10 protein-coding genes are annotated in these 13,842 nt (G+C 56.2%); 2 read left to right on the forward strand and 8 right to left on the reverse strand.

Features of this window, described 5'->3' with window-relative positions; translation table 11 throughout:
• Positions 1-37: 37 nt before the first annotated feature.
• The 5 genes from P3B99_001305 to hflX all read right to left on the reverse strand — a co-directional run bounded on the left by P3B99_001305 (position 38) and on the right by hflX (position 6,344).
• The gene (locus P3B99_001305; protein WYJ07766.1) at positions 38-1,474 is read right to left on the reverse strand and encodes a CehA/McbA family metallohydrolase; all 1,437 of its coding nucleotides are present in this window, start codon (positions 1,472-1,474) and stop codon (positions 38-40) included.
• A gap of 117 nt (positions 1,475-1,591) precedes the next feature.
• Entirely contained in the window at positions 1,592-2,467 is an 876-nt protein-coding gene (locus tag P3B99_001310; protein WYJ07767.1) for a class I SAM-dependent methyltransferase, read from the reverse strand.
• The gene (hisA, locus tag P3B99_001315) at positions 2,468-3,205 is read right to left on the reverse strand and encodes a 1-(5-phosphoribosyl)-5-[(5-phosphoribosylamino)methylideneamino]imidazole-4-carboxamide isomerase (protein WYJ07768.1); all 738 of its coding nucleotides are present in this window, start codon (positions 3,203-3,205) and stop codon (positions 2,468-2,470) included. It lies immediately after the preceding gene.
• Positions 3,206-3,214: 9 nt separating this feature from the next.
• Positions 3,215-4,912, reverse strand: coding sequence for an SUMF1/EgtB/PvdO family nonheme iron enzyme (locus P3B99_001320; GenBank protein ID WYJ07769.1), 1,698 nt, complete (start codon positions 4,910-4,912; stop codon positions 3,215-3,217).
• A gap of 145 nt (positions 4,913-5,057) precedes the next feature.
• Positions 5,058-6,344 carry a GTPase HflX gene (gene hflX, locus P3B99_001325; protein WYJ07770.1) on the reverse strand — a complete coding sequence of 429 codons (1,287 nt, stop codon included), beginning with the start codon at positions 6,342-6,344 and terminating at the stop codon, positions 5,058-5,060.
• Positions 6,345-6,436: 92 nt separating this feature from the next.
• Here hflX and P3B99_001330 point away from each other — a divergent pair, with 92 nt between their 5' ends.
• Both P3B99_001330 and P3B99_001335 read left to right on the forward strand, forming a co-directional pair.
• Positions 6,437-7,396: a metallophosphoesterase gene (locus P3B99_001330; protein WYJ07771.1), complete on the forward strand. Its 960-nt coding sequence runs from the start codon at positions 6,437-6,439 to the stop codon at positions 7,394-7,396.
• Positions 7,397-7,650: 254 nt separating this feature from the next.
• On the forward strand, positions 7,651-8,532 hold the full coding sequence (locus P3B99_001335; protein ID WYJ07772.1) for a hypothetical protein: 882 nt from the start codon (positions 7,651-7,653) through the stop codon (positions 8,530-8,532).
• A 95-nt stretch (positions 8,533-8,627) separates the two neighbouring features.
• Here P3B99_001335 and recJ read toward each other — a convergent pair whose 3' ends face one another.
• The 3 genes from recJ to yajC form a co-directional block, all read right to left on the reverse strand.
• Complete coding sequence (gene recJ / locus P3B99_001340; GenBank protein ID WYJ07773.1) at positions 8,628-10,352, reverse strand: single-stranded-DNA-specific exonuclease RecJ; 1,725 nt, start codon at positions 10,350-10,352, stop codon at positions 8,628-8,630.
• Between the two features lie 332 nt (positions 10,353-10,684).
• On the reverse strand, positions 10,685-13,294 hold the full coding sequence (gene secD, locus P3B99_001345) for a protein translocase subunit SecD (GenBank protein ID WYJ07774.1): 2,610 nt from the start codon (positions 13,292-13,294) through the stop codon (positions 10,685-10,687).
• Between the two features lie 81 nt (positions 13,295-13,375).
• Positions 13,376-13,726, reverse strand: a complete 351-nt coding sequence (yajC, locus tag P3B99_001350; GenBank protein WYJ07775.1) for a preprotein translocase subunit YajC — start codon at positions 13,724-13,726, stop codon at positions 13,376-13,378.
• Between the last annotated feature and the right edge of the window lie 116 nt (positions 13,727-13,842).

The following is a 13,842-nucleotide window of genomic DNA, read 5'->3' on the forward strand; positions in this document are numbered from 1 at the left end:
AGCCGCGCCGCGTCCGCAAGAAAAAAAGAATCCGACGCTACGCGACGAACTCGCGGTACGCCTTGCGCGACTTTTCCGCGCACTGCGAAAGCCTCTTCAAATTGGATTCCGACTCGTTTTTGTTCAGCAGAATTTCGCGCAAAATTTTTCCCTCTTCGGCAATCGATTCAGAATGGTCGGGGAAATAGTGGAGAAAAAGGAAGTACGCAAAGCGAACGAATCTGTCCTCGCCGAACGCCAGCCGCGCGGGTCTGCCGAAATCCTTTTGCGTTTTGTCCATGTACCCGAACTCGGCGACGGCAACCGAGCGGCGCGACATAATTGCCTCCTTGATGTCGTCCATGGAATTTGACTTCGCAAAAACCACCGTGTACGATGACCCTTGGTCCTCGACCCTGTGCGCGTCGGAATTGCCGATTATCGGGTAGTGAATCCCCTGCGCCCGAAGCTCCGCGTAATTGATTGCCGCGCGAGCAATCGACATGTCGCCGCAACCGTAGTTTACAAACTCGTAGACGTCGAAAAACTTTCGGCGGCAGATTTCGTCCCAAATTATTTTCGGCGACTGGTTGTAATAGGGCACGCCCATAATCTCCTTCTGCCAATACGGGTGGTTGTAGACGGCAAGCCCGCCGAGCTTGCGGATAACCTCGCATTCCGCCTGAATCTTTGCGATGTCCTTTCGGGCGCGGAAAGAGAAGGTTTCGGGAATGTCTTTCATAATCTCGTTCACGCGGCGGTAGTACTGCGGAATGTGCGCTTTCAGGTAGTCCGAAAGGCTTTCCCTCGCGCCCAGACTGTGGATATGCGGGAGGGCGTAGTGGCACTCCTCGGCGTTGTAGAACGCCATGGAGGTGTCGAATTTCCCGAAAAGTTTTTGCATGTCCGCCGACGGCCGGTAGCGGCCGTGGTCGGAAATTGACTGGAAGTCGAAGCCGCATTCGTAGCAGCGGAGCGCGACTTCCTCAGGCGGATTCCTGCCGTCGGAACGTGTCGAGTGAATGTGAAAATCGCCCCTAAACGGCGCGAGCGAAAGCAGGTCTTTTTCGAGCGCGTAGACGTGGACTATCGAAATCGGGCGCGGCATTTTGTGCGCCTCGGTTTCCTGAGGAATTTCCCTTTCGAACAGGCGAATGCAGTAGCCCTGCTCGCGCCCGAACTTGACGTCGAAGCGCGATGTAGAACCCGACACTTCGAATTTAAGCGGCGTGCCTACGGGCTTGTTGAAAAGCGAGCCGTCGAGGTCGCTTGCGCCGTCGTCGCCGACAACCGTAAGGAAGCCGTTTTCCACCTTTTTACGCATGCTTTCGGGAAATTTTACGACGACCGAATAAAGCTTTCCCGCCTCGAAGACGCGCTGTTTCATCTCGAATTTTGTAAACGGCAGCGAACCGCCCTTCCCCGCCGCGCGCGAAATCGGCGACAACGCCGCGAAAATCCCGCCCGCGGAAAAACGCTTTCCTGTCCATATCACAAATATCTTATAGACAAACTATTTTCGGTCGCAATCAAAATATGCGCAACAAAGCCGAACAATAAGCCGAAACGCGTAAATGGTGCAAGCAAGCGCAAAATGCGTGCAAAACAGCGGCTATTCGAAAACGGTTTTCGCGTAGATTGAAAGCGGGAGGTCGAAGCCGTTTGATGCTGGCAGCACAAGCTCTCCGCACGAAGTTTTTGCGCCGCGCCGCCCGCCGAAATATTCGTCGAGCATGTTTGCCGCCATTATCGACGACGCCTCTATCGAATAGAGCGTCATAAGGACGAACAGCGGCGTGTCCGACAAAATCGAGGCGCAGGCGTCGAGCAGTTCGGGCAGCATTTTTTCAAGCTTCCAAAGCTCGTTTTTCGGGCCGCGGCCGAACGCGGGAGGGTCGAGCACGATTGCCTCGTACGAAACGCCCCTGCGGGCTTCGCGCCGCGCGAATTTCAGGGCGTCGTCCACAATCCAGCGAATCGGGGCGTCGGCAAGCCCGCTTTCCGACTGGTTTTTCCGCGCCCAGTCCACCGACGGTTTCGACGCGTCAACGTGCGCCACGGCAAAGCCGCCCTTTGCCGCCGCGAGAGTCGCCGCGCCCGTGTATCCGAAGAGGTTTAGGAGTTTCGGCTTGCGCCCGCCTGCAAACTTTGCGCCGCTTTCGGCAATGAATTTCCAGTGCGGCGACTGTTCGGGGAAAACGCCCAAATGTTTTGTGCCGTCCATGAATTTTGTGCGGAATTTGATTCCGTTCCAGTCCATTACGGGCGCGGAAATTTTTTTGTTGAAGACCCAGCGGGCGTCCTTTTTTTCGTCGTCGAAATAGCGGGCGTCGGCGGATTTCCAGAGGTCTGGGCGCGAGGGCTTCCACCACGCTTTCGGCTCGCTGCGGACGACGACGGCGTCGCCGAAGCGTTCGAGTTTCAGCCTGTCGCCGCTGTCGAGAAGCTCGTAGCCGCGCCAGTCGGATTTCAAGACGTCGATGTTCATTTAGGCTTCGGCGATTTTAATGATGTCGGCAAGGTTCACGCGCTTTTCGTAAATCGCCTTTCCGACAATCGCGCCCTCCAAGTTGGCGTATTTTTGCGAAAGTTTTTTGAGGTTTACGATGTCGGCGTCCGACGAAACCCCGCCGGAGGCAATCAGCTTTGCGCCCGCAGGGGCGAGTGTTTGGAGCATTTTTTCCTGCGCGGGAATGTTTGCGCCCGACAGCATTCCGTCGGTGTCGATGTCCGTGTAGATGAAAGTTTTTACGCCGCCTTTCGAAAGTTTTTCGGCAAGACCGCAGGCGGAGAATTTTGCGACCTCCACCCAGCCTTTTATTGCGACTTTCCCTCCCTTTGCGTCGACGCCCACCGCGATTTTTTCGCCGTATTTTTCGGCAAGCTCGACTGCGAATTCGGGGTTCGTGCACGCCTTTGTGCCGATAATCGCGCGGGAAACGCCCGCGTCGAAAGCCGCGCGGACGGCGGATTCGTCGCGCATGCCGCCGCCGAGTTCCACGAACATGCCCAAGCCCGCGATTTTCGAAATCGCGTCGAGGTTGCGCATTGCGCCCCCGAATGCGCCGTCCAAATCGACGACGTGTATCACTTTCGAGCCTGCGTCGGCAAAAGCCTTTGCGGCGTCCACGGGGTTTTCAAAATAGACCGTGCTGTCGTCGGCGACCCCTTTGCGGAGCCTTACGCACTTTCCGTCCTTGATGTCTACTGCGGGATAGATTTTCATATAATTTGATTATTTGTCGGATACTACAATACGGAATCCCACCATTCTGTTGCGCTGCTTCGGGTCGAAATCCGACACGGGAATGTCCTTGATGGCGTCGGGGGCGGTCTGGGCGTTTCCGCCGATTACCCTTGCCGAATCGGCGTCCGAGGGTTGCGCGAGGTATTCGGCGACATTTCCCAAGAGGTCGTAAAAGCCCCTGTCGTTGGGTTTCTTTGTGGCAATCGGGTGGGTTGTTCCGCTGCTGTTAAAATAGTTCCAAGAGATTTCGCCGATGTCGGCATAGCGCAGAGAGCCAATCGCGCTTCGGTAGGTCTGCTCGTCCGGGAGCGAAATCTTTTTGCCCAAGGCCCAGCCCGCGCGGGTGCAAAAGCTGGCCGCCTCCTCGACCGTCGCCGAATCTACGGGGCGGTCTGGATTGTCCGAAAACCTGCTCGGATTCTCCTGCATGACGAGCGCGTAGAGCCTTTGCGAAACCTCGGTGCGCAGCATTTTCACGCCGTTCCCCGCGTCGGCGAGGTTCGGGATAATAAGCGCGCGGATTTTCACGATGTCGCGCGAGATAAAGTTGATGTAGCGCGCCCGCATAAGCGTTTCGTCGGAGAGCAGGCGGCTCTGGGGGAACGCCTGCACGAAGTGCTCTATTTTTCTAATCAGGTTTTCGGAAACCTGCGCGACCGCGTCGAGGTTTCCGTCGGAGAGCGACTTTTTCAGAAGCTCCGACTGCGCCTCGATTTCGCCCGCATATTTGCGGCTGTACGTTTCGGCTTTAAGCCTGTCGAACTCCCTCGCTTTTTCCTCGGAGGCGTGCTTGCTTTTCGGGTAGAGAGAGTTTATGGAGCGCTGGTTTTCGAGCGCGTCGGAGTAGGCGTCGGCTGCGGCGATGTAGTCTTTCTTTGCGATGAGTTCGGACGCCTTTTTTTCGTCGTCTGCGATTTTCTGCGCGAATCCGCCAGACCTCAGCGACTGCAAGTCGGATTCCAGTTTGAGAAGCCGCGCGAAGTCGGTATAAATCGACGACGGGTGTTCCGAGTGAAGCTTTGTGATGGCGTCTATTGCCGACTCGAAAAATTTTTCCGCCGCAAGGAGGTCGTTTGCTTCGAGAGCCGCCCCCGCCTTGCGCTCCAATTCGAGCGTTTCGAGGTACAGCGGCTTTGCCTGCAACATTTTAATCTGCCTGTCGAAAACAACGCGCCTTTCGATGTTCTTGTATTTCGAAAGCGGATATTCGGCATTGATTTTCGATTGGAGGTCGTACGCCTGCTTGTAGAATTCGACCGCCTGCGCGTAGTCGGACTCTGCGGCGGATTCCGCTTTTTTTTCGAGAAGCGCGACGGTTTCGGCAAGCGGCGCCGCCTCTACGTCGTGCAAACGCGTGCGGAGCGCGGTGAGCCTCTGCGCGGGGGCGCGGTTGAGGGTCTTCGCCTTGTCGATGTACTGCTCCTGATATGCGATGGATTTTTTGAGAAGCGCGACCGCCTCTTCCGAGCGTTCGTTTGCGGCGGCGGCGGCTTCGAACTCCTTTTCGTAGCGTTCCGACGCCTTCAAAATTTCCTCTCCCTCAACGTTTGGGTCTACATATTCGTAAGTGTCGGGCGCGGCGCGTCCGGGACCCAAAATCGCCATGAGATAAAAGCCGCCGAGAACCGCGGCGGAAAGAAGTGCTACCGATACAAATTTTACTACGCTCATAATCTTGAAATCCATTTTTTAAAACGCGCCGCAAATGTCAAATTATATAATCCCGCAAACGGGAAAATCGGCGGGCGCGGAAGTTTGCGGCGGGGCGACGTAGGCGCGGGGCGCGCCGATTGCGGAAATCCGCGCGACTGCGGAATCGGCGCGGTTGCGGCTATTTCGAAATCCATTTTTCGAAAAGCGGAAATTTGCGCAGGGGAATGCGGGCTGAAATCTCCGCGCCGTCGTCAGTGTCGCGGCGCGAGAGCACGGGACCGGAGGCGTACAGCTCCGCCACGGCGCGATACTCCGAATGCGGCACGAGCAGTTTTACCAGCTTCGACGCGCCAGCGATTGCGTCCTCCATTTTCGCGAGAAGCCCGCCAAGCCCCTCCCCCGTTTTCGCGCTGACCCAAACGGCGTCGGGAAATTCGATTTCGAGGGCGCGGGCGGAAACGTCGTCGGAGAGCGCGTCGATTTTGTTCATGACAACTATGATTTTCTTTGAGTCCGCGCCAAGCTCGCGCAGGACGGAGGCCGTTGTCTTGATGTGCTCGGCGGCGTCGGGGCTTGACGAATCTACGACATGCAAAAGGAAGTCGGAAACGACTGCCTCTTCGAGCGTCGATTTGAACGCCTCGACGAACCTGTGCGGGAGCTTGCGGACAAAGCCCACGGTGTCGGTCAAAAGCAGCTCGGAAGAGTCGGGCAGAACGAGCCTGCGCGTGGTTGGGTCGAGGGTGGCAAAAAGCTTGTCCTGCGCCAAGAGCGAAGATTTCGCCAGCGCATTTATCAGCGAAGATTTCCCCGCGTTCGTATAGCCCACGACCGCCGCAGTCGGCACGGGCACGCGCATTCTGCGCTTGCGCTGCGTTCCCCTGACAACCCTCACGCGCTCCAATTCGTCGCGGAGTTTTGCGATTCTCGCGCCGATGAAACGCCTGTCGAGTTCGAGCTGGCTCTCGCCGCCGCCGCGCTGGGTTATGCCGCCGCCGCGCTGTCTGTCGAGGTGCGACCACGCCTTGCGCAGGCGCGGAAGCGAGTATTCCAAACGCGCAAGCTCGACCTGCAAAACCGCCTCGCGAGTCTGCGCCCGCGCCGCAAAAATGTCTAGAATAACCTCCTGCCTGTTGACGATGTCCAAGCCCGATTCCGACTCCCAGTTGCGCTGTTGCGCGGGGGAAAGCTCGTCGTCGAAAATAATGCAGTCGGCGTCGAGAGCGCGGGCGGCGGCGGCGATTTCCGAAAACTTGCCCGCCCCAACAAAGTAGTGCGCCGACGGCTCGCGCAGCAAAACAACCTCGCGCCCGACGACGTCTATTTCGAGGTTTTTGGCAAGTTCGGCAAGCTCGTCAAGCAGCCCTTCCGTCTCCGACGCCGAAACGTCTGGGCGGCGTATGCCCACAAGCATTGCGCGGCGTTTTTCGGCGGCTTCGGCGTTCAAATCAATCAATTCCGACATGCCCGAAAATCTATCCGCAAAACGCCTCCCGCCGCAAGATAAATCGTTTTATCGTTGACAAATTTTAACGCGCGGGAAAAAATATTTTTCCGATGAAAAGAAGGACTTTTGCAAAAACTGCGGCGACCCTTGCCGCGGCGTTCATCGGAGGAAAGGCGGCGGCGCAAACGGAGGCAAAAAAGCCCTGCGCGTGCACGTTCAGGCAGTCGGGCAACAACATCACGCTGTACGTCGAAGGCGCGAAAAAGACGAAGGTCATGTTTGTTGCCGACACACACATTTCGTACTCCGACGGGCTTGTCGAGCCGTACCTCGACTACGCCTACCGCATGCACAGGGCGTTCGCAAGCGAGCCGAAAATGGAGGCTCTCTCGATGTCGCTTAAAAGCGCGAAAAAGAGCGGCTGCGAACTCGCGATTCTCGGCGGCGATATAATCAACTTTCCGTCGGAATACAACGTCAAAAAGCTCGCCGAATGCATGGCGAATTCCGAAATTCCGTGCCGCTACATCGCGGGCAACCACGACTGGCATTTCGAGGGCAGCGGCCCCGACATTCCCCAGCCCGAGCTCCGCCGCAGGTGGATTAAAAAGCTCGCGCCGCTCTACGCGGGAGAAAATCCCGACGGATACTCGGTGCAGGCGGGCGGCGTGAACTTCGTGCTTATCGACAACTCCGCAAACGAAATTTCGAAAGAGCAGCTTTCGTTTTTCAAAAGCGAGCTTGCGCGGGGAATGCCGACAATTCTCTGCGCCCACATTCCGCTTTACGTTCGGGGCGGCAGCCTCGGATTCTCGTGCGGCAATCCGAATTTCTGCGCCGCGACCGACCGCTCGTTCCGCGTGGAAAGACGCCACAAACGCCCCGAACGCGAAACTCCCGAAACTTTCGAATTCAGGGACGCCGCGTTCGCCGCACACAACCTGCTCGGCGTGTTCGCGGGGCACACGCACAGGCCGTCCACCGATTTCGAATGCGGAAAATTTCAGGTGGTCACCTCAAAATACCTGCCGAAGTTCGACTACCTCACAATCGCAATCGAGCCCAAATAGCGCGACCGACCGCAACGCGCAAAACGCAAAAACTCCGCCGCGAACGGTTGTTCGACATGCGGAGTTTTTTGCCGGTTCGAAACGCGCGAAACTTTGCGGCAAGCACGCAGTAAAACCGCATGGCGGGTTCGGTCGTAAACACGGTGAAGACGCCCCTCCGCCGCAGCACCAAGCTCCGCCCGAATGCGTCCCGCTGTCCGACGCAAAAAATTTTCTTTCAATGCGACGCCGCCGCGCTACAATCGCGCCTTTTTATGAATTACGAAATTTCATTTCCGGTAATCGCCGCCGCGCTTTACAGCCTCAGCGTGATTCTCGTAAAACTCGCCACGAGCGACGAAAAACTTTCGCCGACTTCCATTCTCGTTTTCAACAACGTCTCGCTGTGGATTCTTTTCATGCCGTCGCTTTTTACCGAAGGCGGCGTGAAAGACTTTGCGCTCGTGTGGCAGCCCCTGCTTGTGGGCGTGTTTTTTGCGATGGGAAATTTCGCCACGTTCCTCTGCGCCCACAAGGGCGAAGTCAGCCTTATGACGCCGATTATGGGGCTGAAAATCCTCGCGGTTCTGCTGTTTTCGCGGATAATAATCGGCATGGAGCTTCCCCATACAATGATTGCAGCAGGCATTATTTGTTGCGCGGCGGTATTTATTATGGGCTACTCGAAACGCCGAATTTCGTCAAAAAAAGAGTGGATAACCTTTGCGCTTGCGCTCTGGGCGTGCACGTCCTACGCGGCGTGCGACGTTTTCATTCAAAAATTTTCGCCCAATTTCTCGCCGCTCTCCCTGCTTTGCCTCTGCAATTTTGTGTTGATTCTCTCCACCCTGCCCTACTTCGGGCGATGCTGGCGTGAAATCCGGAGCGCGGGGCGGAAAAACCTCGCGCTCGGCGGCGCGGCGGCGGCTTTGATGGTTGCGGAATCGCTGTTTATGTTCTTTGCGCTCGCGGGCAGGGTAAGCGCGCCGCTTTGCAACATTCTCTACAACACGCGCGGAATAATGTCGGTCGTATTCGTGTTCGCAATCGGCAAATACGTGTCTGGCTTGGAGACGCTGACTCAGGGAACGGCTGCGCGGCGAGCGGTTGGCTCGCTCATGATTTTGGGCGCGGTTGCGCTTGTGCTTTTCGGATAAACTCCCCGCGCGGATTTCCGCCGCATGCGCGGAGTCGGGGCGAAAAAAAACGCGCACCGCAAAAGCGCGATGCGCACAGGAAAATTCGGCGTGGTCTACTGCGACTCGCGCCAGTCAATCAGGGTGGCCTGCGGGGTTTTGCGCTTGTTCCACCTGTTCCAGCCGAGTTTTACCGCCAAGTCAATCGGCTTGCCGACGGGCGGAAGCTTGCCGCCGCCCTTCCACGCCACCGCGCTAATCCAGCCGCCGTCGCCGAGCGGAATTTGGAAGCGGTAGTTTTGCGCCGCCCCGAAGACTTCCACGGGCTTCGTCAACACGATTTTCTTCAACGCGAAAGTCGGCTCGCGGTTGCCCTCGCCGTAGGGGTGCAGAAGTTCAAGCTCGTCGAGAAGCTCTATGCCGACGTCGGAGGAATCGAGGGTAAGGTTGATGTTGACGCTCGGCGAGAAGTCGATGTCTTCGCCGTATTTTTTGATGATAGTTTCGGATAGTTTTTCCCTGAAAATATCAACACAGCCCTCCCTGACCGAAACGCCGACCGCCATGGGGTGTCCGCCCCAGCTGCCGAGAATGTCGCCGCACGGCGCAAGGCATTCGACCAAGTCGATTCCCGCAATGCTTCTGCCCGACCCCTTCGTGAAGCCCTCGTCCACTTCGCCGAAAACGATTACGGGCTTGTGGAATTCGCGGCTGAGTTTGCCCGCGATGATTCCGACAACCCCGGGGTGCCAGCTTGGGTCGTAGACTACGATGCACGGATATTTGTCGAGCTGCCTGCCTTCGACCTGTTTCATTGCGTCCTCCAAGACGCCGCGCTCAATTTCCTGACGCTCCTTGTTGATGTCGTTGAGTTCGCACGCGGCGCGGTAGCATGTTGTGAAGTCGTCGCCCAAAAGCATTTCGAGCGGCAGGGACGCGTCAGCCAAGCGTCCGCTCGCGTTGATTCGCGGGCCGAGCTTGAACGAGATGTCAATCGGCGTGATGTCTTCGCCGAGGGCGATTCCGCTTGCCTGAATAAGAGCCTGAATGCCCGTGCGGCGCGTCGATTTCAGACGCTTGATTCCGTAGCGCGACATTATGCGGTTTTCGTCCACGAGCGGCACGAGGTCGGCGACAGTTCCGAGCGCAACCAAATCGAGGTAGTCTTTCAGGTTGATTTCCCACGAGCGGCGGTCGTTGCGCTGGCGCATTTCCTTTATCAGTCCGTGCGCGAGCTTGAAGACAAGCCCCACGGTGCACAGCTGGCTCCACGGTGTCGCGCCGATATTGTGCACGTGCGGGTTTATGAGAATGTGGTCGTCTACGGAAACGTCCTTCGCCTGGTGGTGGTCTACGACAATCAAATCTATGCCCTTGTCGCGAATGTATTTGATTGCTTCGACCGCGTTTGTGCCGCAGTCGAGCGCAATCAGAAGCGACGGCTTGCCGTTCGAAAGCGCGCGTTCCAACGCCGCCTCGCTGAGCCCGTAGCCCTCCTCCATTCGGCGCGGAACGAAGTACGACGGCGACAGCCCGAAGTGGCGCAAAATGCCGACAAGAAGCGTTGTGCTTGTTATGCCGTCTACGTCGTAGTCGCCGAAAACCAGAATGCTTTCCTTTTTCTCTATCGCCTCTATTATTCTGAGAACCGCTCGGCGCAGGTTCTTGACCCTGAACGGGTCGTCCAAGTCGGCAAGTTTCGGGCGCATGAACATTTTTGCCCGCAGTAAGTCGCTGTACCCGCGTTGCAGAATGAGTGCGCCGAGAATCGGGCTAACGCCCAGATACGCGCCTAAATCTTCCGCCAGCTTTCTGTCGAAATTAACTTCGTTCCATTTCATTGTTTTCTAAAATATACACGCGCCGATTTAAAATCCATAAAATTTTTGCGGCGCACTCAATTTTGCGCGCGAAATTTTTTGCGACGCACGCGCGAAGTTTCCGCAATGCGCCGCTCCGCCGAAAAATCGGCAAAAAATCAACCGACGGCGCGGCTTAAAAAAACAGCCAAACGGGCGAAAAAGCATTCCGCAGGGAAAAGCCGCTGGGAAGTCCGCCGATAACGAAGAAGTCTCTCGGATTTTCTGCCGTTGCGGGGGTTTCGGCGGCGCACAAAAACAAAAAAGCGAACCCTTTGCGGATTCGCTTTTTTGCGATTTTCGAGCCGTTCGGACTACGCTTCCCATTCCTTGGGCTTTGCGTTGTTGTCGTCGCGCTCCTTGTCGACGCGCGCGCGGCTTCCCTTGTTCCACCAATAGAACACGGGACTTGCGATAAATATCGACGAGAACGTGCCGACCGCAACGCCCAGCATGAACACCAGCGAGAAGTCAACTATAATGCCCGTGGAGAACACGAACAGCGCGACCGAAACGCCGAATGTTGTCGCGCTTGTAAGCAATGTTCTAGACAGCGTGCGGTTGATTGAGAAGTTGATGATGTCGCGCAAAGTCATTGTCGGTTTCAGGACAAGCTCTTCGCGGATACGGTCGAAAATAACGATTTTGTCGTTGATTGAATAGCCCATGACCATCAGGATTGCCGCGACCATCGGGGCTGAAAACTGTCCCGAACCCACGCCGAGCAGACCGAAGATGACGTACAAGCCGATTGTCATGACTACGTCGTGCGCGGTTGCTACCAGCGCGCCGATACCGTAGCTGAATTCGAATCTTACCGCTATGTACACGAGCATCGCCAAGAGCGAAAGGGCAACCGCGATGAATGCGTCGCGCGTGATTTCGCCGCTTACTGTAGCGCCCACGCTCTGCTGGGAAACGAGCTTCAAGTCCGCTTGCGGGAATTTATGCGAGAGCATGTCGAACACGCGCTGGCCCTTTTCGCTTTCGACCTGCAAGACGAGGCGTTCCGCCTTCGACGAAAGGTCGGTCTGGTACGCCGCCTGAATTTCTCCGATACCCGTGTCGCTTGTCGATTCGCTGAGTTTCGTGATTTCGCCAATCGGTATTTTGTGCGCTTCGTTGAACGACATTGTTACGATGTCGCCGCCCGTAAAGTCGATGCTCAGCGACTTGTCGCCGCGCGAAATTACCGTCGCGACGCCGATGAACACTATCACCCACGACACTATAAACGAAGTCTTGGCGTGGTCGAGGAACTTGAATTTGAGGTCGTTTGAAATCAGCGAGCGCATGAGCGCGTTGCGGATTACCCCGTATTTTACGGAGAGTTCGAGCATTGCGCGGCTGAAAACGAGCACCGCAAACAGGGTCGTGAAAATACCGATTGCCAGTGTCACGCCGAAGCCCTTGACGGGACCCGTGCCGAATTTCCAAAGGATTATCGCCGAAATCAGGGTCGTGATGTTTGCGTCGACGATTGTCGAAAACGCCTTTTCGTAGCCCAGTTGCAGGCACGTCCAAAGGCTCTTGCCGAGCTTCGCCTCTTCGCGCATACGCTCGAACACGAGAATGTTGGAGTCTACCGCCATGCCGACCGTAAGCACCAACGCCGCGATGCCCGGCAGCGTCATTGTCGCGCCGAAGCTTGCAAGCACGCCCACCAGAATCAGAATGTTGATGAACACCGAAACCACCGCGATAACGCCCATTCCGTAGTATACGAAAATCATGAACGCTATGATGAACGCCGTGCCGATTCCCGCCGCCAAGAACGAGCTGTCGCGAGCCTCCGACGCGAGCGAAGGCCCTACTTCGTTGAGCGACGTGCGCTTCAAGCCGACCGCCAGCGGGTTGTTGAGCGCGTTGGCAAGTTCGATTGCCTCGCGGCGCGTGAAGTTGCCCGTGATTGAGCCTCTGTCGCTGATGACGCTCTGAATGTGCGGCGCGCTCATCAGACGGCCGTCGAGAACGATTGCCAGCGACTGTTTTGTGCCCGTGTTGCGGTCGCCTTCAAGAATTTCCGTCGTGATTCTTTCGAAAACTTTTGCTCCCGACGGCGTAAATTCCATTGCAACGCTGAAACGGTTTGCGTCTTCCATTGCGGGATACGCGCGTTTGATGATGTCGCCCTTTGCCTCCGCGCGGCGGCGTACGAACATGGGTTCTTCGACGACTTTACCGAGGCGTTCGGTTTCCATAATCAGCACTTCGTAGCCCGCGGGAATTTCCGAGGGAAGCGGCTTCGCCGAGGACGGGCGCAGGTTGCGGTGGACGAGTCTGAATTCGAGCTTTGCGGGGCGCGAAAGTTCTTCGATTGCTTCGGGATTGTCTTTGAGCGAAACGCCCGGCATCTGGACTTCGATTGCCTTGCCGCCGACGACGCGGATTGTGGGTTCGGTAATGCCCAAGCCGTTGATACGGTTGTTCATGACCGTCAAAACGTCGTCGAGCTGTCCCTTGCGTGTGAGTTCGTCGGAATTGAGGTTGGTGTCGTCGATTTCGAGCGTGAACGACACGCCGCCCTGCAAGTCGAGACCCTTTTTGAGCGCGCCCTTGCTCTGGCGGTAGAGTTCCTTCAAAAGAATGTCGTTTTTCTTTTTGAGGACTTTTATGTCCGAAACGTTGATGTCGGAGAAATATTTGGAGAGGTCAAGCTCTTTTGCCTCGGCATAGTCGCGCAGAGCGATGTACAAAGTGGGCGACTTCGACTTGTCCGTCCTGTAATTGTTTGCGTCGACGCGCTTGCCCGCCTCTTCGAGAACCTGCGCAAATTCGGACTGATTTGCCGTCGCGCGGGTTTTAATGTAGTCTTCGAACGGAGTGTCGCCGAACGGGAACATGGACGATACCGCCCATATTACCACGAGTGCCGTGATGACGAGTTTCCATACTATTCCGCTGTTCGAGGTGTTTCCCGACATATTCGTATCTTTCCTGTATAGTTGTATATTATAAATATGCAAAACGCGCCCGCCTACGGGTGGACGCGTCGAGTTGAAAATTTAGTTTTTGCGCTCTTCGGGAACTTCGTCGGGCGAATCCGCCTTGCTCTGGATTGCCGATTTGATGAATTCCACTTTGTTGTTGTCGCCCAAACGGACAATGAACGTCTTTTCCTTGACGTTTGCGATTGTGCCAATCATGCCGCCGATTGTGAGAATGCGGTCTCCCGTTTTGAGTTCCGAAAGCATTTTAGCGTGCGCCTTCTGGCGTTTGCGCTGGGGGGCAATCATCAAAAAGTACATTGCCGCGAACATGAGAACCACGAAAATGAGCATGGACGAACCGCCGCCCTGCTGCGCGTTTTCGGCGGGAGCAGCCGCCTGTGCGAAAAAGGATATAAAATTATTCATACTGATACTTTCGATTTTTGGAAATTAAGCATTAAATTCACACTCTTTCCGACTTGCAAGAAAAAAAGCTCTTTTTTTAAGCCCAATCGCCACTCAAAGGCGGAGCGCGGGTAGCG

This window comes from Opitutia bacterium KCR 482, assembly GCA_029269845.2.
Lineage (GTDB): Bacteria > Verrucomicrobiota > Verrucomicrobiia > Opitutales > Intestinicryptomonadaceae > Merdousia.